This is a genomic window from Enterobacter cloacae complex sp. P18RS (assembly GCF_014982105.1).
GTDB lineage: Bacteria > Pseudomonadota > Gammaproteobacteria > Enterobacterales > Enterobacteriaceae > Enterobacter > Enterobacter hormaechei_C.
On the sequence record NZ_JADCKV010000009.1, the window covers coordinates 50,548 to 72,995 of the forward strand.

General features: G+C 58.7%; 20 protein-coding genes. 12 read left to right on the plus strand and 8 right to left on the minus strand.

What is annotated here, in order from left to right:
- The first annotated feature begins 221 nt into the window (after positions 1-221).
- A complete protein-coding gene (gene rhaT, locus INF61_RS06765) occupies positions 222-1,256 on the plus strand; it encodes an L-rhamnose/proton symporter RhaT (RefSeq protein ID WP_017694058.1) in 1,035 nt (344 codons plus the stop codon).
- Here rhaT and rhaR read toward each other — a convergent pair whose 3' ends face one another.
- Together rhaR and rhaS (INF61_RS06775) are read right to left on the minus strand one after the other, a co-directional pair.
- Positions 1,257-2,105 carry an HTH-type transcriptional activator RhaR gene (gene rhaR / locus INF61_RS06770; protein ID WP_017382695.1) on the minus strand — a complete coding sequence of 283 codons (849 nt, stop codon included), beginning with the start codon at positions 2,103-2,105 and terminating at the stop codon, positions 1,257-1,259. It abuts the gene before it with no gap.
- 73 nt (positions 2,106-2,178) lie between these two features.
- Positions 2,179-3,015: an HTH-type transcriptional activator RhaS gene (gene rhaS, locus INF61_RS06775; RefSeq protein ID WP_015569934.1), complete on the minus strand. Its 837-nt coding sequence runs from the start codon at positions 3,013-3,015 to the stop codon at positions 2,179-2,181.
- A gap of 301 nt (positions 3,016-3,316) precedes the next feature.
- Here rhaS (INF61_RS06775) and rhaB point away from each other — a divergent pair, with 301 nt between their 5' ends.
- The 9 genes from rhaB (at position 3,317) to rhaM (ending at position 13,203) form a co-directional block, all read left to right on the plus strand.
- On the plus strand, positions 3,317-4,786 hold the full coding sequence (rhaB, locus tag INF61_RS06780) for a rhamnulokinase (protein WP_149121147.1): 1,470 nt from the start codon (positions 3,317-3,319) through the stop codon (positions 4,784-4,786).
- Positions 4,783-6,042 (plus strand): L-rhamnose isomerase, encoded by a 1,260-nt coding sequence (gene rhaA, locus INF61_RS06785; RefSeq protein WP_015569931.1) that lies wholly within the window; start codon positions 4,783-4,785, stop codon positions 6,040-6,042. The genes rhaB and rhaA overlap by 4 nt, the downstream gene beginning before the upstream one ends.
- A 96-nt stretch (positions 6,043-6,138) precedes the next feature.
- Positions 6,139-6,969 (plus strand): rhamnulose-1-phosphate aldolase, encoded by an 831-nt coding sequence (gene rhaD / locus INF61_RS06790; protein WP_015569930.1) that lies wholly within the window; start codon positions 6,139-6,141, stop codon positions 6,967-6,969.
- A gap of 82 nt (positions 6,970-7,051) precedes the next feature.
- Positions 7,052-8,038, plus strand: coding sequence for a rhamnose ABC transporter substrate-binding protein (gene rhaS / locus INF61_RS06795; RefSeq protein WP_032649875.1), 987 nt, complete (start codon positions 7,052-7,054; stop codon positions 8,036-8,038).
- A gap of 99 nt (positions 8,039-8,137) precedes the next feature.
- The gene (locus INF61_RS06800) at positions 8,138-9,640 is read left to right on the plus strand and encodes a sugar ABC transporter ATP-binding protein (RefSeq protein ID WP_193547634.1); all 1,503 of its coding nucleotides are present in this window, start codon (positions 8,138-8,140) and stop codon (positions 9,638-9,640) included.
- Positions 9,641-10,645, plus strand: coding sequence for an ABC transporter permease (locus INF61_RS06805; RefSeq protein ID WP_193547635.1), 1,005 nt, complete (start codon positions 9,641-9,643; stop codon positions 10,643-10,645).
- The gene (locus INF61_RS06810) at positions 10,642-11,646 is read left to right on the plus strand and encodes an ABC transporter permease (protein WP_015569926.1); all 1,005 of its coding nucleotides are present in this window, start codon (positions 10,642-10,644) and stop codon (positions 11,644-11,646) included. The genes INF61_RS06805 and INF61_RS06810 overlap by 4 nt, the downstream gene beginning before the upstream one ends.
- A gap of 97 nt (positions 11,647-11,743) precedes the next feature.
- A complete protein-coding gene (fucO, locus tag INF61_RS06815) occupies positions 11,744-12,892 on the plus strand; it encodes a lactaldehyde reductase (protein ID WP_193547636.1) in 1,149 nt (382 codons plus the stop codon).
- Positions 12,889-13,203, plus strand: a complete 315-nt coding sequence (rhaM, locus tag INF61_RS06820) for an L-rhamnose mutarotase (protein WP_015569925.1) — start codon at positions 12,889-12,891, stop codon at positions 13,201-13,203. The genes fucO and rhaM overlap by 4 nt, the downstream gene beginning before the upstream one ends.
- Here the strand turns inward: rhaM and INF61_RS06825 are convergent.
- From INF61_RS06825 to INF61_RS06840, 4 genes are all read right to left on the minus strand, one after another.
- Positions 13,191-14,468 (minus strand): MFS transporter, encoded by a 1,278-nt coding sequence (locus INF61_RS06825; protein WP_015569924.1) that lies wholly within the window; start codon positions 14,466-14,468, stop codon positions 13,191-13,193. The genes rhaM and INF61_RS06825 overlap by 13 nt on opposite strands.
- 44 nt (positions 14,469-14,512) lie before the next feature.
- On the minus strand, positions 14,513-16,636 hold the full coding sequence (locus INF61_RS06830; protein WP_047716212.1) for an alpha-galactosidase: 2,124 nt from the start codon (positions 16,634-16,636) through the stop codon (positions 14,513-14,515).
- Between the two features lie 105 nt (positions 16,637-16,741).
- Positions 16,742-17,737, minus strand: a complete 996-nt coding sequence (locus INF61_RS06835; RefSeq protein ID WP_003861974.1) for a LacI family DNA-binding transcriptional regulator — start codon at positions 17,735-17,737, stop codon at positions 16,742-16,744.
- A 17-nt stretch (positions 17,738-17,754) separates the two neighbouring features.
- Positions 17,755-18,303 (minus strand): helix-turn-helix domain-containing protein, encoded by a 549-nt coding sequence (locus INF61_RS06840; protein WP_003861973.1) that lies wholly within the window; start codon positions 18,301-18,303, stop codon positions 17,755-17,757.
- A gap of 103 nt (positions 18,304-18,406) precedes the next feature.
- On the opposite strand from INF61_RS06840, the gene INF61_RS06845 reads away from it, so the two are divergent.
- On the plus strand, positions 18,407-19,066 hold the full coding sequence (locus INF61_RS06845) for an AzlC family ABC transporter permease (protein ID WP_015569922.1): 660 nt from the start codon (positions 18,407-18,409) through the stop codon (positions 19,064-19,066).
- A complete protein-coding gene (locus INF61_RS06850) occupies positions 19,066-19,389 on the plus strand; it encodes an AzlD domain-containing protein (protein WP_015569921.1) in 324 nt (107 codons plus the stop codon). The genes INF61_RS06845 and INF61_RS06850 overlap by 1 nt, the downstream gene beginning before the upstream one ends.
- 42 nt (positions 19,390-19,431) lie before the next feature.
- Here the strand turns inward: INF61_RS06850 and INF61_RS06855 are convergent, their stop codons facing one another.
- Together INF61_RS06855 and INF61_RS06860 are read right to left on the minus strand one after the other, a co-directional pair.
- On the minus strand, positions 19,432-20,031 hold the full coding sequence (locus INF61_RS06855; protein ID WP_017382680.1) for a hypothetical protein: 600 nt from the start codon (positions 20,029-20,031) through the stop codon (positions 19,432-19,434).
- Complete coding sequence (locus INF61_RS06860) at positions 20,022-22,445, minus strand: fimbrial biogenesis usher protein (RefSeq protein WP_109937888.1); 2,424 nt, start codon at positions 22,443-22,445, stop codon at positions 20,022-20,024. The genes INF61_RS06855 and INF61_RS06860 overlap by 10 nt, the downstream gene beginning before the upstream one ends.
- Positions 22,446-22,448: the final 3 nt, after the last annotated feature.

A 22,448-nucleotide genomic window follows, 5' to 3' on the forward strand; every position in this document is an offset into this window, starting at 1 on the left:
AATTAAATGATATTGAAAATGATTATCAATGCCGTAGTTTTTATAAGGTTATTAGATTTTTGATAAATGACAAAATTGTGAGTCTGCTCACGTGCTTAACGTGCTGATTGCCATCCTGAACAAAAGTGCGGCAACCTTCTGAAGGTTCCCAAACCGCCTCATTTTTACACTCATCAAGTCGGCGGGAAGCCTCCGGCTATAAAAACGATGAGGATGTAAAAATGAATCATGCGATTACGATGGGTATTTTCTGGCATTTGATAGGCGCGGCCAGTGCAGCCTGTTTCTATGCCCCGTTTAAAAAGGTGAAAGGCTGGTCATGGGAAACCATGTGGTCCGTTGGCGGCACCGTGTCCTGGCTGATTTTGCCATGGACAATCAGCGCCATGCTGCTGCCCGATTTCTGGGGCTACTTCTCCTCCTTCAACGCCTCCACCCTGCTGCCGGTATTCCTGTTCGGCGCGATGTGGGGCATCGGTAATATCAACTACGGCCTCACCATGCGCTACCTAGGCATGTCGATGGGGATTGGCATCGCGATTGGCATTACGCTGATTGTTGGCACCCTGATGACGCCAATCCTCAACGGCCACTTCGACGTGCTGATCAACACTCAGGGCGGGCGAATGACGCTGCTGGGCGTGCTGGTGGCGGTGATCGGCGTGGGCATCGTCACCCGCGCAGGCCAGCTGAAAGAACGCAAGATGGGCATCAAAGCCGAAGAGTTCAACCTGAAGAAAGGGCTGCTGCTGGCGGTGATGTGCGGCGTATTCTCGGCGGGCATGTCGTTCGCCATGAACGCCGCCAAACCGATGCACGACGCCGCTGCGGCGCTGGGCGTCGATCCGCTGTACGCTGCCCTGCCAAGCTACGTGGTGATCATGGGCGGCGGCGCGCTGGTAAACCTCGGCTTCTGCTTCATTCGTCTGGCAAAAGTGAAGAACCTGTCGGTAAAAGCCGACTTCTCGCTGGCAAAACCGCTGATCGTCACCAACGTCCTGCTCTCCGCCCTCGGCGGTCTGATGTGGTATCTGCAATTCTTCTTCTACGCCTGGGGTCACGCCAGTATTCCGGCGCAGTATGACTACATGAGCTGGATGCTGCACATGAGCTTCTACGTGCTGTGCGGCGGGCTGGTTGGGCTGGTGCTGAAAGAGTGGAACAATGCCGGGCGTCGTCCGGTTGGCGTGCTGAGCCTGGGCTGTGTGGTGATTATCATTGCGGCCAATATCGTCGGCCTCGGCATGGCGAACTGATTACGCTGCCTTTCGACTGCGATGACGCCACTGAACCGGCGTCATCCCCACCTCACGGTTAAACACCACCGAAAAGTAGTTACTGTCCTCAAAGCCGCAGCGCATCGCCACTTCACTCACCATCAGCTCCGTATGCTGTAACAGGTACTGGGCGTGGCAGATGCGCAGCTGGCGCAGATAGTGGTTGACCGTCATCCCCGTCTGGGTGCGGAACTGCTGGCGCAGCGCGCGCTCGCTGCACTGCTCCTGCTCGCAGAATTTTTCCAGCACGAAACTCTTGTTCAGACTGCCCGCAAGCCGGGTGATGAGCTTATCCAGCAGCGCTTCCTGCGTGGTGGCAGAGGGATTATCCGTAGCGTAACGATGCCGCTTCAGGGTCATCACCAGCTGGGCAAAAAGCAGCTCCGACATCTGGTTTGCCACCGGATCGCTCTTCTGGCTCTCCTGCTCCAGCTGGGAAATCGTCTGGCGCACCTGAGCCATGCCGTTGCTGCTTAAGCGCCAGTGCGGTTCGCCTCTGGCATCATGAAAACCGGGGATATTGCCCGCCCAGTCGACATTCAGTTTAAGTCTGTCGGGGCAGTAGATGACGTTCTGCAACACCAGATCGTTAACCGAGGCGTAGGAGTGTTTGTCTTCAGCGCGGATGTAGAACAGGTCTCCGCGCGTGATGCGGTAGGGGCGGTCGTTGAGGACGTGCAGGCCGTTGCCTCGCCATACCAGCACCAGCTCGCAAAACTCGTGGGTGTGCTCGGCAAAGACGTTTTGCGGGTAGCGGTCGGCCACCGCGACGGCCTGACTCGCGGAGGCAAAAAAATCATCTTTGCGAAGAATGAGCTGAGCAGCCACACCACAACCTCTACGGCGAATAACCGGACATTATTAGCCTTTTTGCAGCAAAAAAACGGTGACTGCCCTCGCGTTACTGAAGCAACGCGTCTTTCCCCTGACGAATATCGCGCGGCGACCAGTTAAACTCCCGGCGAAAAAGCGTCGAAAAGTGGTTACTGTCGCCGAATCCGCAGCGATAGGCGATATCGGTGACGCTTTCGTCGGTATGACGTAAAAGGTGCCGCGCTTTGATCAGGCGCAGACGGTTGAGGTAGCGCTGCGGCGTCAGCCCGGTATGCTGCTTGAGCTGACGATGCAGCGTGCGCAGCGAGAGCGAAAAGTCATCCGCCAGCGTTTCCCAGCAGACATCTTCGGCAAAATGATCTTCCAGCCAGGCCATCAGCTGATTCAGGCGCGCGTCGTTATTTTCCAGCCCTTCCACCAGGCTGCTGCGCCGCAGCAGCACCAGCAGCTGCATAAACAGCAGCTCGCGGGTAGCAATGGCGTGCGTCTCCTGTCCATCCTCGCTCTGCTCCATCTGGCTCACCAGCTGACGCACCTGCTGCAACGTGGACTGATTCACCCGCCAGTGCGAGGGGTAGTGACCGTCCTTCTCCTGCGGCAACAGCTGATTCAGCCCGGAGAGAAACTGGAACGCATCCGGAGAACGATAGAGCACATTGGTCAGGCAAAGGTTGTCGGTATGTTCATACAGGTGCCTGTCGTGATCGCGCACGAAGCACACCGTACCGCCGCTGATGGTATACGGCTGACCGTTAAACACGTGGATGCCCGTTCCGTGCTCAACAATCACAATTTCATGAAAATCATGATGATGCTCCGGGAACGCAGCCTGAGGCAGCCGTGGCTCAATCGCGACCGGCGAAGCCCCCGAAGGAAAAAAATCGACGCTGTGCAGTACGGTCATAACGGCCCCCACCAATGAGAAAAGTTCTCAAAATAGTAATTAAGGCCTTCCACGCTCACCTTAAATTTTTGACAGCAAACCGCGCAAAAGCTGTCGGTTTTTCAAGAAACAGGCGGAAAAATCAGGAAATGCGGTCAGCGTCACACTGCCTGCAAACCCCGCCATTACTGGAAACTGTGAACTCCCTCACGTTCATCTTTGCTTTCTTGCCAGCGCGAGATTTGGGCTGTCAGTGGCGAGAAGGTGGCTATTTCTTCCCTTTCTTACACTCCTCGCTAATGACTTAAGAAAGGACCCGACCATGACTTTTCGCCATTGTGTGGCTGTCGATTTAGGCGCATCCAGCGGCCGTGTAATGCTCGCCACCTGGGACTGCGACCTGCACACCCTTACGCTTCGCGAAATGCACCGTTTCGCCAATTGTCTGCAAAAACAGGACGGTTTTGTTACCTGGGATATCGACGCCCTGGAAGCAGAGATCCGCACCGGACTTCACAACGTCTGCGAAGACGGTATTCGCATCGACAGTATCGGCATTGATACCTGGGGTGTGGATTACGTACTGCTGGACAGTCACGGCGAACGCGTCGGCCTGCCCGTCTCCTACCGTGACAGCCGCACCGATGGGCTAATGGCGCACGCCATCGCCCAGCTTGGCAAGGAGAACATCTATGGTCGCAGCGGCATTCAGTTTCTGCCGTTTAACACGCTGTATCAGCTGCGCGCGCTGGTTGAGCAACAGCCAGAGCTGGTCGAAAAGGTGGCGCATGCGCTGCTGATCCCGGACTACTTAAGCTACCGTCTGACCGGCAACATGAACTGGGAATACACCAACGCCACCACCACGCAGCTGGTTAACATCAACACCGATAACTGGGATGAACATCTGCTGGCCTGGACGGGCGCCTCGCCGTCCTGGTTCGGCGCGCCAACCCATCCGGGCAATGTGATCGGCCACTGGCTTTGCCCGCAGGGGAATGAAATCCCTGTTGTCGCCGTCGCCAGTCACGACACCGCGAGCGCGGTCATTGCCTCGCCGCTCGCCGGCAAAGACGCGGCGTACCTCTCTTCCGGCACCTGGTCGTTGATGGGCTTCGAGAGCAAAACACCCTACACCAGCGATGCCGCACTGGCGGCGAACATCACTAACGAAGGTGGCGCCGAAGGGCGCTACCGGGTGCTGAAGAACATCATGGGCCTGTGGCTGCTCCAGCGGGTGCTGAAAGAGCAGAACATCACCGACCTGCCCGCGCTTATCGCGGAAACCGAAACGCTGAAGGCCTGCACCTTCCTGATTAACCCGAACGACGACCGCTTTATCAATCCGGCGCACATGAGCGCTGAAATCCAGGCCGCCTGCGTCGAGGCCGGGCAGCCGGTGCCGTCCAGCCCGGCCGAGCTGGCGCGCTGCATTTTTGACAGTCTCGCCCTGCTCTATGCCGACATCCTGAGCGAGCTGGCTGACCTTCGCGGCAAACCGTTCACGCAGCTGCATATCGTGGGCGGCGGCTGCCAGAACCAGCTGCTGAACCAGCTCTGCGCGGATGCCTGCGGCATTACCGTGGTGGCAGGTCCGATTGAAGCCTCCACGCTCGGCAATATCGGCATTCAGCTGATGACCCTGGACGAACTTTCAAACGTCGACGATTTCCGTTCGGTGGTGACGGCGAATAACAGCCTGACCACCTTCACCCCCCATCCCTGCCATGAAATTGCCCGCTACCGGGCGCAGTTTCAGCAAAAACGACTGACTAAGGAGCTTTGCGCATGACCACTCAACTTGAACAAGCCTGGGACCTGGCTAAACAGCGTTTCGCCGCCGTCGGCGTGGATGTCGAAGAGGCGCTGCGCCAGCTCGACCGTCTGCCCGTCTCCATGCACTGCTGGCAGGGTGATGACGTTGCTGGCTTCGAGAACCCGGGCGGTTCCCTGACGGGGGGTATTCAGGCCACGGGTAACTATCCGGGCAAAGCGCGCAACGCCACCGAACTGCGTGCGGATCTGGAGCTGGCGCTGAGCCTGATCCCCGGGCCAAAGCGCCTGAATCTGCACGCCATTTATCTCGAATCCGACGAGCCGGTGGCGCGTAATGAAATCAAACCGGAGCACTTTACGAACTGGGTGGCGTGGGCGAAAGCCAACAAGCTGGGCCTGGACTTTAACCCCTCCTGCTTCTCGCACCCGCTGAGCGCGGACGGCTTTACCCTTGCGCACGCCAACGACGAAATCCGCCAGTTCTGGATCGACCATGTCAAAGCCAGCCGCCGCGTTTCTGCGTATTTCGGCGAGCAGCTTGGCACGCCGTCGGTGATGAACATCTGGATCCCGGACGGCATGAAGGATATCACCGTAGACCGACTGGCCCCGCGCCAGCGCCTGCTGGCCGCGCTGGATGAAGCCATCAGCGAGAAGCTGGACCCGGCGCACCACATCGATGCCGTCGAGAGCAAGCTGTTCGGCATTGGCGCAGAGAGCTACACCGTGGGCTCAAACGAGTTCTACATGGGGTACGCCACCAGCCGCCAGACCGCGCTGTGCCTGGATGCCGGCCACTTCCACCCAACCGAGGTGATCTCCGACAAGATCTCCGCCGCCATGCTCTACGTGCCACGCCTGCTGCTGCACGTCAGCCGTCCGGTGCGCTGGGACAGCGACCACGTGGTGCTGCTGGATGACGAAACCCAGGCCATTGCCAGCGAAATCATCCGCCACAACCTCTTTGACCGCGTACACATTGGCCTCGACTTTTTCGACGCCTCCATCAACCGCATCGCGGCGTGGGTTATCGGCACCCGCAACATGAAGAAAGCCCTGCTGCGCGCGCTGCTGGAGCCTGTCGCCGCCCTGAAACAGCTGGAAGAAAACGGCGACTACACCGCGCGCCTGGCGCTGCTGGAAGAGCAGAAATCCCTGCCGTGGCAGGCGGTGTGGGAGATGTACTGCCAGCGTCACGATGCGCCTGCGGGCAGCCAGTGGCTGGACAACGTGCGGGCATATGAGAAAGACGTTCTTGCCGCTCGTCAGTAAAAAACATTGCCCGGCGGCGCGTTGCTTGCCGGGCCTACAGGTAAAAGTAGGCCGGGTAAGCAACGCGCCACCCGGCATTTTCAAAGGAAACACAGTATGCAGACCATCACCACCTCCTGGTTCGTCCAGGGCATGATCAAAGCCACCTCCGACGCCTGGCTGAAGGGCTGGGACGAGCGCAACGGCGGCAACCTGACGCTACGTCTGGACGACGCGGATATCGAGCCATTTGCCGCCGATTTCCACCAGAAGCCGCGCTATATCGCCCTGAGCCAGCCGATGCCGCTGCTCGCCAACACGCCGTTTATCGTCACCGGTTCCGGGAAGTTCTTCCGCAACGTTCAGCTCGACCCGCAGGCCAACCTCGGCGTAGTGAAAGTGGATAGCGACGGCGCGGGCTACCACATTCTGTGGGGGCTGACGGATGAGGCGGTGCCAACCTCTGAGCTGCCGGCGCACTTCCTCTCCCACTGCGAGCGCATCAAGGCGACCAATGGCAAGGACCGCGTGATCATGCACTGCCACGCCACCAACCTGATCGCCCTGACCTACGTGCTGGAAAACAATTCTGATTTCTTCACCCGCAAATTGTGGGAAGGCAGCACCGAGTGTCTGGTGGTGTTCCCGGACGGCGTCGGCATTCTGCCGTGGATGGTGCCGGGCACCGACGAAATCGGCCAGGCAACCGCGACGGACATGCAGAAACATTCACTGGTGCTGTGGCCGTTCCACGGCGTCTTCGGCAGCGGCCCGACGCTGGATGAAACCTTCGGCCTGATCGACACCGCCGAGAAATCCGCGGAAGTGCTGGTGAAGGTCTATTCCATGGGCGGCATGAAGCAGACCATCACCCGGGAAGAGCTGATCGCCCTGGGCAAACGCTTTGGCGTCACCCCCATGCAGTCGGCGTTAGATCTGTACCAATAACAACATCGCGCCCCGCTCACCGAGACGGGGCGAAAACCACCTGCAATCCCTACAACTAACTCAAGTCAGTGGAGTAAAAGCAATGAAAATAAAAGCAAGCTTGATCCTCACCGTTGCCGCTCTGGCGTTGTCCGGTTCCGCTTTAGCAGAAGTGAAAATCGCCCTGGTGGCGAAGTCCTTAGGGAATGGATTCTTCGAGGCAGCGAACGTCGGCGCGCAGGAGGCGGCCAAAGAGTTAGGCGATGTAAAAGTGATTTATACCGGCCCGACCACCACCACGGCGGAAGCGCAGATCGAGGTGCTGAACGGGCTGATCGCCCAGGGCGTGGATGCGATCGCGATTTCCGCGAACGATCCGGACGCCGTCGTGCCGGTGCTGAAAAAAGCGATGCAGCGCGGCATCAAGGTTGTGTCGTGGGATTCCGGGGTGGCGAAAGCCGGGCGTCAGATCCACCTCAACCCGTCCAATAACGCCCTGATTGGCGAAACTAACGTCAAGCTCGCCGCCGATGCCCTGAAAGCGCTGAACGTGGAGAAAGGCGATGTGGCGGTGCTGAGCGCCACGCCAACCTCCACCAACCAGAACACCTGGATTGCGGAGATGAAAAAGGTGCTGCCGAAGTACCCGTCCGTCAATCTGGTGACCGTGGCCTACGGGGACGATCTCTCTGACAAGAGCTACCGCGAAGCGGTCGGCCTGCTGAAAACCTACCCGGAGCTGAAAGTGATTGTTTCGCCTTCTTCCGTGGGCATTGTGGCTGCCGCGCAGGCGGTGAAGGACCAGGGCAAGATTGGCAAAGTGTACGTCACCGGTTTAGGCCTGCCGTCTGAGATGGCGGGCGCGGTGAAGTCCGGCGCAAGCAAGAGCTTTGCCATCTGGAACCCGATTGACCTGGGCTATGCCGCAACCTACCTGGCGGATGACCTGGTGAAAGGCACCGCCACGAAAGGTGAGGCCAGCATGGGCAAGCTGGGCAAAGTGAAGCTGGATGCCGACGGCAACGGCGCGATGGCCGAGCCGTTCGTTTACGATGCCAGCAATATTGATAAGTTCTCAAAAATCTTTTGATGCGATTTGTAGGCCGGATAAGCGTAGCGCCATCCGGCAAAAGGCGGGTGGCGCTGCCGCTTACCCGCCCTACAAATTCCCCTGTCCAGGAGAACTATCATGACCCCATTGCTACAGCTTTCTGGCATCACCAAGGTATTCCCCGGCGTGCGTGCTCTTGAGAACGTGCAGCTTGCGCTGTGGCCCGGCAAAGTGACCGCCCTGATAGGCGAAAACGGCGCGGGCAAGTCGACGCTGGTCAAAGTGATGACCGGCATATACCAGCCCGACGAGGGAGAAATTCTCTACAAGGCGATCCCCGTTCACCTTCCGACGCCGGAGTCGGCGCATAAAATGGGCATCACCGCCATTCACCAGGAAACCGTGCTGTTTGATGAACTCTCGGTCACCGAAAATATCTTTGTCGGTCAGTACCTTCACAAAGGCTTCCTGAAAAAGCTCGACTGGCCGGAAATGCACCGCCGGGCGCAGGCTATTCTCGCCCGCCTTGAGGTGCAAATCGACCCGCGCGCAACGCTGAAAACCCTGAGCATCGCCCAGCGTCACATGGTGGCGATTGCCCGCGCGCTGTCGTTTGAGGCGCAGGTGGTGATCCTCGATGAACCCACGGCGGCGCTGTCACAGCATGAAATCCTCGAGTTTTACCAGATTGTGGAGCGCTTAAAGCAGGAGGGAAAAGCCATCCTGTTTATCTCCCACAAGTTCGACGAGATTTTTGAGCTGGCCGATCACTACACCATTTTGCGCGACGGCGTGTTCGTCGGTGCAGGGGCAATAAATGAGATCACCGAGGAGCGGATGGTGTCGATGATGGTCGGGCGCGCCATTACCCAAACCTTCCCGAAAATCGACTGCGAAAAAGGCGAGACGGTGCTGGAGGTGAAAAACCTCTGCCATCCGACCGAGTTTGCGCATATCTCGTTCTCCCTGCGTAAAGGGGAAATCCTCGGCTTTTACGGGCTGGTGGGTGCCGGGCGTACCGAATTGATGCAGGCGCTTTCCGGCGTCACGCGGCCATCGTCCGGGGAAATTATCCTCAATGGCCAGCCCCGGCGCTTCCGCCAGCCTGCGGATGCGATCAAAGCCGGTATCGTCTGCGTGCCGGAAGAAAGGCAGAAACAGGGGGCGATTATCGCCCTGCCGATTGCCCAGAACATCAGCCTGCCTCAGCTCAGCAGGCTCAATCCGAACGGCGTACTGCACGACGACCGCGAATGGAAGCTGGCAGACGAGTACGCCAAACGCCTGCAAGTGAAAGCCTTCAGCTGGAAGCAGGCGGTGGAGACCCTCTCTGGCGGCAACCAGCAAAAGGTGGTGATCGGCAAATGGCTGGCGACGTACCCTGACGTGATCATCCTCGATGAGCCAACAAAAGGCATCGATATCGGCTCAAAGGCAGCCGTGCATCAGTTTATGTCCGAGCTGGTCAGTCAGGGGCTGGCGGTGATTATGGTCTCGTCCGAACTGCCGGAAGTGATGGGCATGGCGGATCGCATTATCGTCATGCACGAGGGGCTGATGGTGGCCGAATACCAGGCGGGAGACGCGACGGCGGAAACCATCGTCAGCGCCGCCAGCGGTGCAAAACAGGAGGCGGCATAAATGCTTAGCTCACTCTTAAAACACCGCGAGGCGCTGCTTGGCGCGGTGATTGTCCTGATGGTCGTCGCCATTGGCAGCCGCGTGCCATCGTTTATCGCACCGGGCAACCTGGTGGAGATGTTTAACGACACCGCCATTCTGATCGTCCTCGCGCTCGGGCAGATGATGGTGCTGCTCACTAAAGGCATCGACCTGTCGATGGCGGCTAATCTGGCCCTGACCGGGATGATTGTCGCCCTGATTAATTTCCATTACCCGGACGTGCCCGTCTGGGCGCTGCTGATCCTTGCCAGCGCGCTTGGGCTGCTGATGGGCGCAATAAACGGCCTGCTGGTGTGGAAACTGGGCATTCCGGCGATTGTGGTGACGCTCGGCACCATGAGCATCTACCGCGGAATGATCTTTTTGCTCTCCGGCGGCGGCTGGGTGAACTCCAACCAGATGGGTGCAGACTTCCTCGGCCTGCCGCGTGCGTCAGTGCTGGGCCTGCCGGTGCTGAGCTGGTGCACCATCGCCGTACTGCTGCTGGTGGGCTACTTCCTGCGCTACAGTCGCACCGGACGGGCGCTCTACACCGCAGGCGGGAACGCCACGGCAGCGTACTACACCGGGATCAACGCCGGGAAAATGCAGTTCATCAGCTTCTGCCTTTCCGGTCTGCTGGCCGGGTTCTGCGGCTACCTGTGGATATCACGCTTTGCCGTTGCGTATGTTGACGTCGCTAACGGTTTTGAATTGCAGGTGGTGGCAGCCTGTGTGATTGGCGGGATCAGCACCATGGGCGGCACCGGCCGCGTGCTCGGCTGTCTGTTCGGGGCGCTGTTCCTTGGCGTCATCAACAACGCCCTGCCGGTGATCGGCGTCTCCCCGTTCTGGCAGATGGCGATTTCCGGCTCGGTCATTGTCATCGCTGTGCTGCTGAACGAGCGCGGCAACAGGCGCAAAGGCAGGCTGATCCTGCGCGACGCGGCGCTGGCACGTCAGAAACTGGCGGTGAAACCATGAGCAAAATGATGACATCTGAAGAGTTCAAACCCACTTCTGCGCCGGGCATCTTCCAGCGCCTGCTGTGCTGGGAGGGCTTCCTGCTGGCGGTGACGCTGGCGGTGTTTGTGGTGAACGCGCTCGCCTCGCCCTACTTCCTCAATATCTGGAACCTCTCCGACGCGACGTTCAACTTCACGGAAAAAGCGATCATTGTGTTGCCGATGGCGATGCTGATTATCGCCCGGGAAATTGACCTGTCTGTGGCCTCCACCATCGCGCTCAGCTCCACGGTGATGGGCTTTTGCGCGGCGGCGGGCGTCGATACGCCGCTGCTGGTGTGCGTGGGATTAGGCGTCGGGCTACTGTGCGGGCTGTTCAACGGCATTCTGGTGACGCGCTTTAACCTGTCGTCCATCGTCATCACCATCGGCACCATGAGCCTGTACCGCGGGATCACCTACATCCTGCTCGGGGACCAGGCGCTGAACAGCTACCCGGAGAGCTTCGCCTGGTTCGGCCAGGGCTACGTCTGGGGCGCGCTGTCGTTTGAGTTCGCGCTGTTTATCGTGCTGGCCGCTCTGTTTGCCTTTGTGCTGCACCGCACCAATTTTGGCCGCCGCACCTACGCCATCGGCAACAACCCGACCGGCGCGTGGTACTCCGGCATCAACGTGAAGCGCCACAACCTGATCCTGTTTGCGCTGGTAGGACTGATGTCCGGCCTGGCGTCGGTGCTACTCACCTCGCGTCTGGGCAGTACCCGCCCGACCATCGCGATGGGCTGGGAGCTGGCGGTGGTGACGATGGCGGTGCTCGGCGGCGTCAATATTCTCGGTGGGTCCGGCAGCATGGTGGGCGTGATTATCGCCGCCTTCCTGATGGGGCTGGTGACCTTCGGCCTGAGCCTGCTCAACGTGCCCGGCATTGTGATGTCGGTGATTATCGGCGCGATGCTGATCGTGGTGATTTCGCTGCCGATTATTACCCGCCGGGTGATGCAGCGAAGACGGATCTCATAGCCGGGTGGCACTGCGTTTACCCGGCCTACTTAACCGTAGGCCCGCGCAAGCGCAGCGCCGCCGGGCATAAAAATCACAGTAATTAAGGAGAATTATCATGAGCTTTATGTTGGCACTCCCCAAAATCAGCCTGCACGGCGCGGGCGCGATCGGCGATATGGTCAATCTGGTGGCAAACAAACAGTGGGGAAAAGCGCTGATTGTCACCGACGGCCAGCTGGTGAAACTTGGCCTGCTCGACAGTTTGTTTTCCGCGCTCGACGCCCTTCAGATGTCGTATCACCTGTTCGATGAGGTATTCCCGAATCCGACGGAAGCGCTGGTGCAAAAAGGCTATGCGGCATATCAGGATGCGGAGTGTGATTACCTGATTGCCTTTGGCGGCGGCAGCCCGATTGATACCGCCAAGGCGATCAAAATCCTCACCGCCAATCCCGGTCCGTCAACCGATTACTCCGGCGTCGGCAAAGTAAAAAACGCGGGCGTACCGCTGGTGGCGATCAACACCACCGCAGGCACGGCGGCGGAGATGACCAGCAACGCGGTGATCATTGACGCCGCGCGACAGGTGAAAGAGGTGATTATCGACCCGAACATCATCCCGGATATCGCCGTGGACGATGCCAGCGTGATGCTTGATATTCCGGCCTCCGTGACCGCCGCAACCGGCATGGATGCCTTGACCCACGCCATTGAAGCCTACGTGTCCGTCGGCGCGCACCCGCTGACCGATGCCAACGCGCTGGAAGCGATTCGCCTGATCAACCTCTGGCTGCCGAAAGCGGTCGACGACGGTCACAACCTGGAAGCGCGCGAGCAGATGGCCTTTGGTCAGTATCTGGCGGGCATGGCGTTTAACAGCGCCGGTCTGGGGCTGGTGCACGCCCTGGCGCACCAGCCGGGCGCGACGCACAACCTGCCGCACGGCGTGTGCAACGCCATTCTGCTGCCGATCATCGAAAACTTTAACCGCCCGAACGCGGTTGCCCGATTTGCCCGCGTGGCGCAGGCGATGGGCGTTGACACGCGCGGCATGAGCGATGAAGCGGCCAGCATGTCGGCCATTCAGGCGATTCGCGACCTGAGCGCTCGCGTCGGCATTCCGTCCGGATTTAGCCAGCTCGGCGTCACCAAAGCCGATATTGAAGGCTGGCTGGATAAAGCCCTCGCCGACCCGTGCGCGCCGTGCAACCCGCGCACCGCCAGCCGCGATGAGGTCCGCGAGCTGTACCTGGAGGCTTTATGATCCGCAAAGCGTTTGTGATGCAGGTAAACCCGGACGCGCACGAGGAGTACGCACGTCGCCACAACCCGATCTGGCCTGAGCTGGAGGCGGTACTGAAAGCCCACGGCGCGCACCACTACGCCATCTATCTCGACAAAGCTCGCAACCTGCTGTTTGCGACGGTGGAGATTGAATCGGAAGAGCGCTGGAACGCGGTGGCAAACACCGATGTCTGCCAGCGCTGGTGGAAATATATGGGTGACGTTATGCCGTCGAACCCGGATAACAGCCCGGTGAGTTCGGCGCTGAAAGAGGTGTTTTACCTGGACTGATGTGTTAACGCTGCTGCCCCCGAGGCGGCAGCAATCTCCCGCCTGCCACTCAGCGTAAACGCCGACACCACCGTGATCGCCAGCACGAAGCAGCCCAGTATCAGATACGTCTCCTGGAAGCCGACCCGGTCATACATATTTCCGGCAAAGGCGGAGAGGAAGATCGCCGCCGACTGTTTGGCAAACTGGAAGCCAATCAGGTAGATGGTGGCCGACAGGCGCGTATCAAACACCCCGGTGATGTACTTGAATGCCCCCACCAGCAGGAACGGGACTTCCAGCGCGTGCAGCATCTTCAGGGCAATCACCTCCACGGCAGTGGTGGCAAACGACGAGCCGATAATGCGCGTCGCCATGATCACCCCGGCAATCAGCAGCGTGTTTTTCGCGCCGATGCGGTTAATGATCCACGGCGAGCAGAACATAATGATCGCGTTACAGATTTCCCCCGCCGTGGTGGCGAAACCAAAGGCACGGGTCCCCTCCTGCGGCGTGGCGAAGAAGGTTTTGAAGAAGGTGGCAAACTGCTGGTCGAAGACGTCATACACGCAGGCCACGCCAATCACGTACAGGATGAACATCCACATTCTGCGCTGGCGGAACAGGGTAAAAACGGTTTTAGCGGTGATCTGCGGCTGATTCGCGCCCAGGGCGTTCATCACCTGCGCCGTCTGGTTAGGCTTCGGTTTCGCGACCACCAGCAGCAGCATCAGCAACAGCGCCGCGGCCGACCCCATCCAGAAGACGTACGACGGATCGATGCCGAACAGGATGCCGCCCGTTGAGGCGCACAGCCCCCAGCCGAGACAGCCGAACATACGCGCCTTGCCGTACTCAAAAAAGCTGTTGCGGCTTACGCGCTCAATATAGGCCTCAATCGCCCCCGACCCCGCTGAGAAGACAAAGCCGATATACAACCCACCGCTCAGCGCCCCCAGCCAGATATTGGTTTTCAGCAGCGGGGCGAAGACGTACAGGAAGAACGGCGCGAACAGGAACAGCAGCACCGAGATGATCCAAAGCAGGTGTTTTTTCAGCCCCAGCTTGTCCGAAATGACCCCCAGCACCGGCTGGAAGGCAATGGCCGACAGCGAGATGCAGGAGAAAACAATCCCGGTATGGGTTTTGTTCAGGCCGATGATGTCCGACAGCCAGATCGGCAGGAACGGAAAGCAGGTGGCCATGATGAAGAAGTAGAGAAAGAAGAACAGCCCGAAGATCCAGAAATTAGGGTTGTCTTTGTGGGTACAGGTTGTTGTGTTCATTATTTTTATCCTCAACGGAGGGCCGGTTGCCCGGCCCGTCACCCTTACACGCGTTCCACACCAATCAGAATGGCGGTTTCCGGATCCAGAATCGGCAGCGCAATACCCGCCTGCATCAGCCACTCGCCGCTCACCGTTTGCGGCGCTTCCATCCACGAAGGCAGCTTGCGCATGGTGTGCCCGCCCTCGCCCGTAATCTGGATGTTCGGGTGATCGAGCAGCGTGATGCGGTACAGCGCGCTGGCGTCTAACCCCGGCATGCGCAGCGGCATCATCAGGGTGTAATCCGGCATCGCGAGCTGGCTGACCAAAAACAGCCCCTGCGTCTTATCTTCACTCACTATACCCTGCGCCAGGGTGGTGGCGTCCGGCATATCCACGCGCCACTGGGTGCCGTGATGAATGACCTCTCGCCACCGCTTGTGCAGCGCGGCGTAATGGCGATAGCCTTCACGCTCCTGCGCATCGACGGTGAGCGGATCCAGCTCCAGCCCCATGTGACCAAACAGCGCTGTTAGCCCGCGGAACTGAATGCTGTGCTGGCGGAAGGTGGCGTGACATTTATGATGACCGATATGCGCCCCCATCACCTCCGGCGGGAAGAAGTAGCTCATGCCGCGCTGGATAGTGTTGCGCTCCAGCGCGTCGTTGTTATCGGACGCCCAGAAGCGGTGGCTGCGGGTCAGCACTTCGTAATCAATACGCCCGCCACCCGACGAGCAGGATTCAAACTCAATGTGCGGGAAGCGCTCGCCCAGCACGTCCAGCAGGCGGTAAAACTGGCGCGTCTGGGCGTCGGCGGCGGCTTTGCCCTTGTGCCCTGGCTGCACCAGCTCGCGGTTCATATCCCATTTCACGTAGTCGACCGCGTGTTCGCCCAGCAGCCAGCTCATGCGTTCGACCAGATATTCAAAGGCCTGCGGAATATTGAGATTGAGCACCAGCTGGTGTCGCCCGGTCGCCTGGGCGTAGCCCGGCAGCGCCAGCACCCAGTCAGGGTGCGCGCGATACAGATCGGAATCCGGATTAATCATCTCCGGCTCAACCCAGATACCAAACTCCATGCCGAGCTGTTTAACGTGATCGATTACCGGCTTTAGGCCGTTCGGGTATTTTTTCTCGTCCAGATACCAGTCGCCCAGCGCGGCGTGGTCGTCGTTGCGGCCTTTGAACCAGCCGTCGTCAATGATAAAGCGCTCGACACCCAGCGCTGCGGCCTCGTCGGCCATGCGCATGATGTAGTCCGGGTCGTGGTTGAAGTAGATCCCCTCCCAGGTGTTGAGGTGTACCGGGCGCGGTTTATCTTCCGGGAAGCGGATAACATTGTCGCGCAGGTAGCGGTGGAACTGCTGGCTCATGCCGTTCAGCCCGTGCGGGGAGTGGCTGGCATACAGGCGCGGCGTCCAGAGCGTTTCCCCCTCTTCAATCGCCATTTCACCCGGCAGGTAGAGCGCTTCGGCCTGCATATAGCGGCGGCCATCGGTTTTCGCCTCTGCGCGCAAGCGGTGGTTACCACTCCAGCCCAGATGTATACCCCAGACGTTGCCGTGCATTTCACTGAATGACGGCGTACCTGAAATCAGCGCCGGGAAATGTTCATGGGAGGTTTTACCCCGACGGTTTTCAATCACAAAGCTGTCATGTTCAAGCATCACGCGGTGCGGCTGAAACTCCCTGATCCAGCGTCCGTGGAAGGCCATCACCTCCTGCGCGCGTTCGGCCACCGGCAGCGTCACGGCAAAGCGATCCACCTGCCACGCCTGCGTTTTCAGGTTGGTTAACCCATGACGCACCACCAGTACGCCGCTGGCATCCAGCGTTATTTCACTGGTCAGACGCAGGCCTGCATGCTCGTCTTCAGCAGTGATTGTCAGGGCGTTTAACGCCTGCTGCACCTGCGTGGTTTTAAATACCGGCGATCCGTCCAGCCCCTGGCGGTGCCCCTCGATGCCCGGCGAGCCAAACAGCCCATGCCCCAGCTCTGCCATCAGCGTGACGGGGGAGTCGACGTCCAGCCTGCCATTAGCAACCGGGCGCGCAATACTCAGCACATCCTGCGGCGAAAAGTGCTGAAGGTGTGCCCCCCAGTAGAGAATTTCGGCGAACGGGTGGGTTTTTACCACCACGTCAACCGTATTGCTTTCAAGTCGAAAAATGGAATCTTGCATCAGACATCTCCTGTCATCGGGATGTCCTGAGTGTTGATCCGAAACGTTTCGGATACAAACCAAAACGTTTCGGATCTGTGATCGGGTTTGGAATTTTTGGTGTAATCAGGCAGTCTGGCCTGGGGAGAATTCTGGCTGCCAGAGCACCTGAAGGGTGTCAATGTCGTCGCCATTAATCAGCTGGCGCACCATATCGGCAATCTGTTTCCCGACACCCTGACGGGTAGACTGGATCACCGCCGCGACGTCGATATCGACAATGCTGTCCTGCGGTAAGCCGTCATAGACCACCAGCGAAACGGCATTTTCACCGGTTAAGCGCCCCATCTGCGCCAGGGCCATCGCTGCGCCGTCGCCGTGGGTGTTGCAGTCAGTAATGATGGCCGTGGGCGGCTGCGGCAGGGAGAGAAGTTCTTGCGTGGTGGCATACCCCACGCGACGCGAAGGGGGCATGGCGCGCAGCCATTCGCTGGAAAGTCCGGCTTCCCGCAGCGCGTCCAGGTAGCCCTGGCGGCGCTGGGTGATGAATGCCTGGTTGTTGCTTTCGCCCAGCAGCGCAATGCGCTGATGGCCTTTCTCGATCAGCCAGCGGGTGGCCTGATATGTGCCGGCATAGTTGTCGAAATCGAACCACGCGTACGGCTGCGGGAGCTGGCTGCGGCCGAGCGCCAGGAACGGGAACCCGGCGGCCTGTAGCTGCTCAAGACGCGGATCGTGATCCAGCGTATGCGCCACAATCAGCGCATCCACGCGTCGGCTCTGCACCATGCGCATATAGCTGTGTTTGTCCGCCAGATCGTCGTCAGCGATGAGCAGCAGGTCAATCTCATGTCGCGCCAGTTCGTGGCTAATTTCGCCGACCATGTCCATAAAAACGCTGTTATTGAGCGGAACAGGATGCACCGGAAACACCAGCCCGACGGCGTCGATTTTGCCCATCTTCAGGCGACGGGCAAAGGTATTTGGTCGGTAGCCACGGCGCTGGGCCTCCGCTTCCACGCGGGCGCGCGTCTCAGCAGAAACGTCGTCATACCCGTTGAGGGCGCGGCTGACGGTGGTAACAGACAGCCCCAGTTCTTTGGCAATGGCTTTAAGCGACATGATTTTCCGTATCTTCGTTAGTTTTGTTCCGCCACCAGCAGCGCGTGCGTATCCGGCTCCAGCGCCTTAAAGATATGCGGCTGGTCAGCGGGGTAGCAAATGTAATCTCCCGGGCCGAGCTCTTCCGCCGCGTCGATCAGACCGACCATCGCCCGCCCCTGGGTCACGATAATATGCTCAACCGACCCAGGCGGATGGGGCTGGGAAATACGGTCTGCCCCCGGCTGAGTCAGCAGCAGATAGATATCCCGACGCGCCCCCGGCGGACACGCCGCGAGCAAAATCGCCTCGTAGTTCGCCTGCCCGGCAACCACTTTTGTGCCCTCGCCGCGGCGGATCACCTGCGTGACGGGTTGCTGCGGCTCCAGTAACCGAGCAAACGGAATATCCAGCGCCACGCAAAGCGACCACAGCGTTTCCAGGCTAGGATTGCCGTTGCCAGACTCCAGTTGAGAAAGCGTGGATTTGGCGATCCCGGCACGGCGGGCAATTTCCGCCAGTGAGAGCCCGGTTCGCAGGCGCTCTCGCACCAGGCTTTTGGCGATCACGCTGATTGGCTGCGTCATAATAACGGCCTCTTTCTCTCTATAACGAACGAATCGTTCGTCTTGTAAAACGTTTCTGATGCGTTCATTATAATGGAAATACGTTCGATATGGCTAAAATGGTATGAAGAATCACCTCTCTTGCCTGAAAGGCGACACGATAAAAGCGATCGTCCTGGTCTGCCTCGCGGTGGGCGTGGTCGGCATGTCTTATGGCTCACTGGCGATGGCCTACGGTTTCCCGCTGTGGGTGCCGTTTGTCCTCTCCCTCACGGTGCTGGCAGGCGCATCCGAGTTTATGTTTATCGGCATCGTGGCGAGCGGCGGCAATCCGCTGGCAGCGGCAGCGGCCGGTTTACTGGTTAACGCGCGCCATGTGCCGTTCGGCGTTACGGTGCGTGAACTGGTGGGCAAGCGCGGCCTGAGCTTTCTGGGCTGTCATATCATGAATGATGAAAGTGTGGTGTTCGGCCTGTCGCAAAAAACCGCCGAGCAGCGTAAAGCGGCCTACTGGCTGTGCGGCCTGGGCGTGGCAATCATCTGGCCGCTGGGGGCGGTGCTGGGCGCGATGGTCGGCAAGCTGCTGCCGGACCCGGAAACCATCGGTCTGGACGCGGTGTTCCCGGCGATCCTGCTGGCGTTAGTGGTGCCGGCATTTAAAAACCGTACCACGCTGATCCGCGCCTGTAGCGGCGCAGTGTTGTCGCTGGCCGCCGTACCGTTTGCGCCGGTTGGCCTGCCGGTGCTGCTCTCTTTGCTCGGCCTTGCCGCGAGGAAAAAATAATGGAAAACATGACGGTCTTTATTCTCGGCATCGCCATTCTTTCTGCCGGAACCTATCTGATGCGTCTCGGCGGGGCGAAACTCGGTAGCCGGCTGGCGCTTTCTGAACGGTCGCAGGCGCTGCTTTCAGACGCGGCAACCGTTTTGTTGTTCTCCGTCGCGCTGGCAACAACGTTTTATGAAGGGGACCATTTTGCCGGGATGGCGCGCGTACTGGGGGTGGGGTTCGCGGTGTTTCTGGCCTGGCGCAAAATGCCGTTAATTGTGGTGATCGTCGCGGCGGCGGTGGTGACGGCGCTGCTGCGTCTGGCGGGGATCCACTAGAAAATATGCCCGACATAACAGGTCGGCCGGGCATAACAGAGATTATCGCGCAGGAAGCGTATCAACATTGAGCGTCAGCGTTTCTTCAAAATCCGTTGTGTTAGTAACGCTAAATGCCTTGTCTGAAAGGTAGGTCGTGATCATCATGGTGGCGACAAACTGCTCGCCCGCCACTTCCGTGCCGTTAACCGCAGCCAGCGCTTTTTCCGGCTTCAGCGTCACCTGAGAAGCGCCTCCCTGAACGGCTACCGCGCCAATATCGACCGCGGCCAGCTGCACGGGGTTCCCGTCCACCCGCCCATCTTTGAATTCGATTTTCATCGCGCCGCTGTCCGTAAAACGATACGCCAGGTTCTGTCGGGCAATCCCGTCTACGGAGATGCGCATTTTGCGCACATCCGGACACAGCACCGAAACCTGAACTTCACGCATCACAGAAGCATAACCGTTGTACACTTTGCCAATATGTTCAGCGGACGTTTGCCGCATATCCTCTTTACGGTAGCGCCCGTAATCGACTTTCTTCACCGCCGACATCATTTCACAGGCGCCGTCATCGGCCTGCGCCATTCCCGAAAGTCCCGCTGCGCCGCAGAGCAGCATAAGCATCAGCGCGTATTGACGAACGTTATTCAGAGACATTTCCCTGTCACCTCTTCATAGAATTTATTCGGTTCTGCCTCCGGCAGGGTGTACGTCAGCCTGCAACGCCCTTCATCCAGCTTCGCATACAGCTGCTGGCTGGCAGAGATATCGTTCAGGAAGATCACGCCGTCTTCTGGCGCACTCGTAACATACTCCCCTGCCGCGTCCACAATCGAGACACCTTCCGGCAGCGGCGTACCGTCCGCACGGCGTATACTGAGCAGCACGCGGCGCTGGCTTAACGTCGCAAACTCCCACTTCGCCACAGCGCCGTGAGACGCTTTGATCGCTGTTCTGCCATTTCTTACGTCCAGATTGCCTGGCAGGCTTTCCGTGTTGATCTCAATCGTGCTTTCACGGAACGGCGGCAGCGCAGGAATAATCGCCTGGCCCCATTTATCGGTCCATACCGCGCCGCGCGGGGTACCTATCTCGATGCCAGCCACCGGTTTATCCAGTCTGGCAATGGCGTACGTATCGGTCACGCGGTAAGGCGAGAAGGTCACCCCGTCGCTGTGGGCGACAATCCCGCCGCTTAATGCTGCTGAGTAGTTGGTATTGCTGTCGTTATCTCCTCCTGCCGCCAGCGCCAGGTTGGTGTAATGCAGATTACTGTTCAGCGAGCTGTCCCAGCTGGTGGTGTTCTCTTCCTGGTCCTGAGTGACCCCCACCGTGTACTGGTTCTCAGCGTTGAGCGAGCCCATCGCCCGCGTGCCGTAAGAACGCTTACCTTCGCTCTCGCGATACCAGGAGCTGGTTGTCACGCCTGAGCGTCCCAGCGGGATCGACACGTTTACGTAAAACTGATCGTTGTCGCTGCTGTCGTGCCGGCTGACATCCGACTCCCAGTTCACGCTCACGTTGAAGTATTTAAAAGTCTGTGACCACGACGAGATAAACCGGCGACTGTCATAGTCGCTGTTCCAGCTCTCGTTGCGATAATAGCTGAGGGAAAAGCGGCCCAGCGTGGTACTCGACCAGTTGATACCGACGCTGGTGTCGTATTTGGTTTGCGACATATCGTCATCGTCGCCGTAAAGTTCCGCCATCTCGCGATAGTCCGGTGTGCCATAGCTACCGCCCAGCGAAAGCCCAATGCCCCACGGCAGGGAGTAACCCAGATCCAGCGTCGTTTTGTTGCCGTCAGTTTGCGTCTGGTTGTCTATTGACGCCAGAAAACCCAACGAGGCATACAGGTTCTGCATCGGTATGGTATCGAGGTTGCCGGAGAAGCCATAATAGTGGTTATCCGCCATCACCATACCGGCCAGGAAATTGACACGCTTATTGACAGACCAGCCGTTGTTGGCGGACACCACCCACGGATTTTCAAAGCGTGAGTCCATGTTTTCAACGCGGCCCATAGCCAGCGTAAAGCCCGGGGCACGGCCTATATGATTGCTGCGGAACGTACTTGCCGAGACAGTGAATCGGTTTTCGCTGCCGTCAGTCTCGGTGACCGTTACGTTCAGGTCGGTGTTGAGGTTCGCCAGCGGCACGTCATCCAGGTTGAACGGACCGGCAGGAACCAGCGTTGAGTAAATAAGCTGTCCGCCCTGGCGGATATCGACGCGCGCCTGCGGATTACGGGCAATACCGCTGACTTCGACGCCCGTCCCCACCTGAGGAGTGAGTGCGGTATCCGGCATCATCTGGACCCCGTAAATTCCCGGAATACTGAAGCGGCTGTTGGCGATGTTAATCTGGCCACCCTGCACCATCACGCCATAATCGGTAAAGGTACGCTGGGCATAGGTGTAGAGGGAGTCAACCTCAAAATCCTGATCGCTGCCGTCGCTAATGAACTGCGTGCTGCGCACAATCCAGTCTCCGGCATTAAAGCCCATTTCAAAGGTCGACTGGAAACGGTCAGCGTTCTCATCATCATAGTGATTATGGGTGCCAAACATGGAGTAATTCAGCATGGCTGCACGTCCGCCGCGCACCTCGGCGAACTGTCGGCCATAATCAGGGTCGATCGCTTCAGGTGGTACAACAACCGATATTTCATCAATATCCGGCGAAGTCTGAATCGTTGATCCGGACCAGTAGTGATAAATCTTCGGGCAGGTGCCTCTTTTCGTCTGTTTAATCAGGCCCGCGTTTTCCAGAAACGCTTTATCAATACAGGGCGTTCCTTCCTCATCAAATTTCACGGGCATAATATTGCGCTGCTTACCATTAATATTAACCGTCACATTATGGTAGCCAGGGGTAAAACGGGGAGTGAGGGAATAGTAATCCGCAATGGCCGGATCAAGCCCGTTATTTTTTAAAGCATCGCTGTCAAATATGGCTCGCGCCAGTTCCAGAGATTCATTCGCATTAGAGGAAATCTCAGCCCGAATATTAAATGCCAGCACGCTAAGGCAAAACACGAGCATTCCCTTTTTACAGGAACCGTTTAACATAAC

Coding starts and splice junctions, on each gene's coding strand:
- rhaT (WP_017694058.1), top strand. CDS start 222: ATGAATCATGCGATTACGATGGGTATTTTCTGGCATTTGATAGGCGCG.
- rhaS (WP_015569934.1), bottom strand. CDS start 3,015: ATGACCGTACTGCACAGCGTCGATTTTTTTCCTTCGGGGGCTTCGCCG.
- rhaB (WP_149121147.1), top strand. CDS start 3,317: ATGACTTTTCGCCATTGTGTGGCTGTCGATTTAGGCGCATCCAGCGGC.
- rhaA (WP_015569931.1), top strand. CDS start 4,783: ATGACCACTCAACTTGAACAAGCCTGGGACCTGGCTAAACAGCGTTTC.
- rhaD (WP_015569930.1), top strand. CDS start 6,139: ATGCAGACCATCACCACCTCCTGGTTCGTCCAGGGCATGATCAAAGCC.
- rhaS (WP_032649875.1), top strand. CDS start 7,052: ATGAAAATAAAAGCAAGCTTGATCCTCACCGTTGCCGCTCTGGCGTTG.
- INF61_RS06800 (WP_193547634.1), top strand. CDS start 8,138: ATGACCCCATTGCTACAGCTTTCTGGCATCACCAAGGTATTCCCCGGC.
- INF61_RS06805 (WP_193547635.1), top strand. CDS start 9,641: ATGCTTAGCTCACTCTTAAAACACCGCGAGGCGCTGCTTGGCGCGGTG.
- INF61_RS06810 (WP_015569926.1), top strand. CDS start 10,642: ATGAGCAAAATGATGACATCTGAAGAGTTCAAACCCACTTCTGCGCCG.
- fucO (WP_193547636.1), top strand. CDS start 11,744: ATGAGCTTTATGTTGGCACTCCCCAAAATCAGCCTGCACGGCGCGGGC.
- rhaM (WP_015569925.1), top strand. CDS start 12,889: ATGATCCGCAAAGCGTTTGTGATGCAGGTAAACCCGGACGCGCACGAG.
- INF61_RS06825 (WP_015569924.1), bottom strand. CDS start 14,468: ATGAACACAACAACCTGTACCCACAAAGACAACCCTAATTTCTGGATC.
- INF61_RS06830 (WP_047716212.1), bottom strand. CDS start 16,636: ATGCAAGATTCCATTTTTCGACTTGAAAGCAATACGGTTGACGTGGTG.
- INF61_RS06835 (WP_003861974.1), bottom strand. CDS start 17,737: ATGTCGCTTAAAGCCATTGCCAAAGAACTGGGGCTGTCTGTTACCACC.
- INF61_RS06840 (WP_003861973.1), bottom strand. CDS start 18,303: ATGACGCAGCCAATCAGCGTGATCGCCAAAAGCCTGGTGCGAGAGCGC.
- INF61_RS06845 (WP_015569922.1), top strand. CDS start 18,407: ATGAAGAATCACCTCTCTTGCCTGAAAGGCGACACGATAAAAGCGATC.
- INF61_RS06850 (WP_015569921.1), top strand. CDS start 19,066: ATGGAAAACATGACGGTCTTTATTCTCGGCATCGCCATTCTTTCTGCC.
- INF61_RS06855 (WP_017382680.1), bottom strand. CDS start 20,031: ATGTCTCTGAATAACGTTCGTCAATACGCGCTGATGCTTATGCTGCTC.
- INF61_RS06860 (WP_109937888.1), bottom strand. CDS start 22,445: ATGTTAAACGGTTCCTGTAAAAAGGGAATGCTCGTGTTTTGCCTTAGC.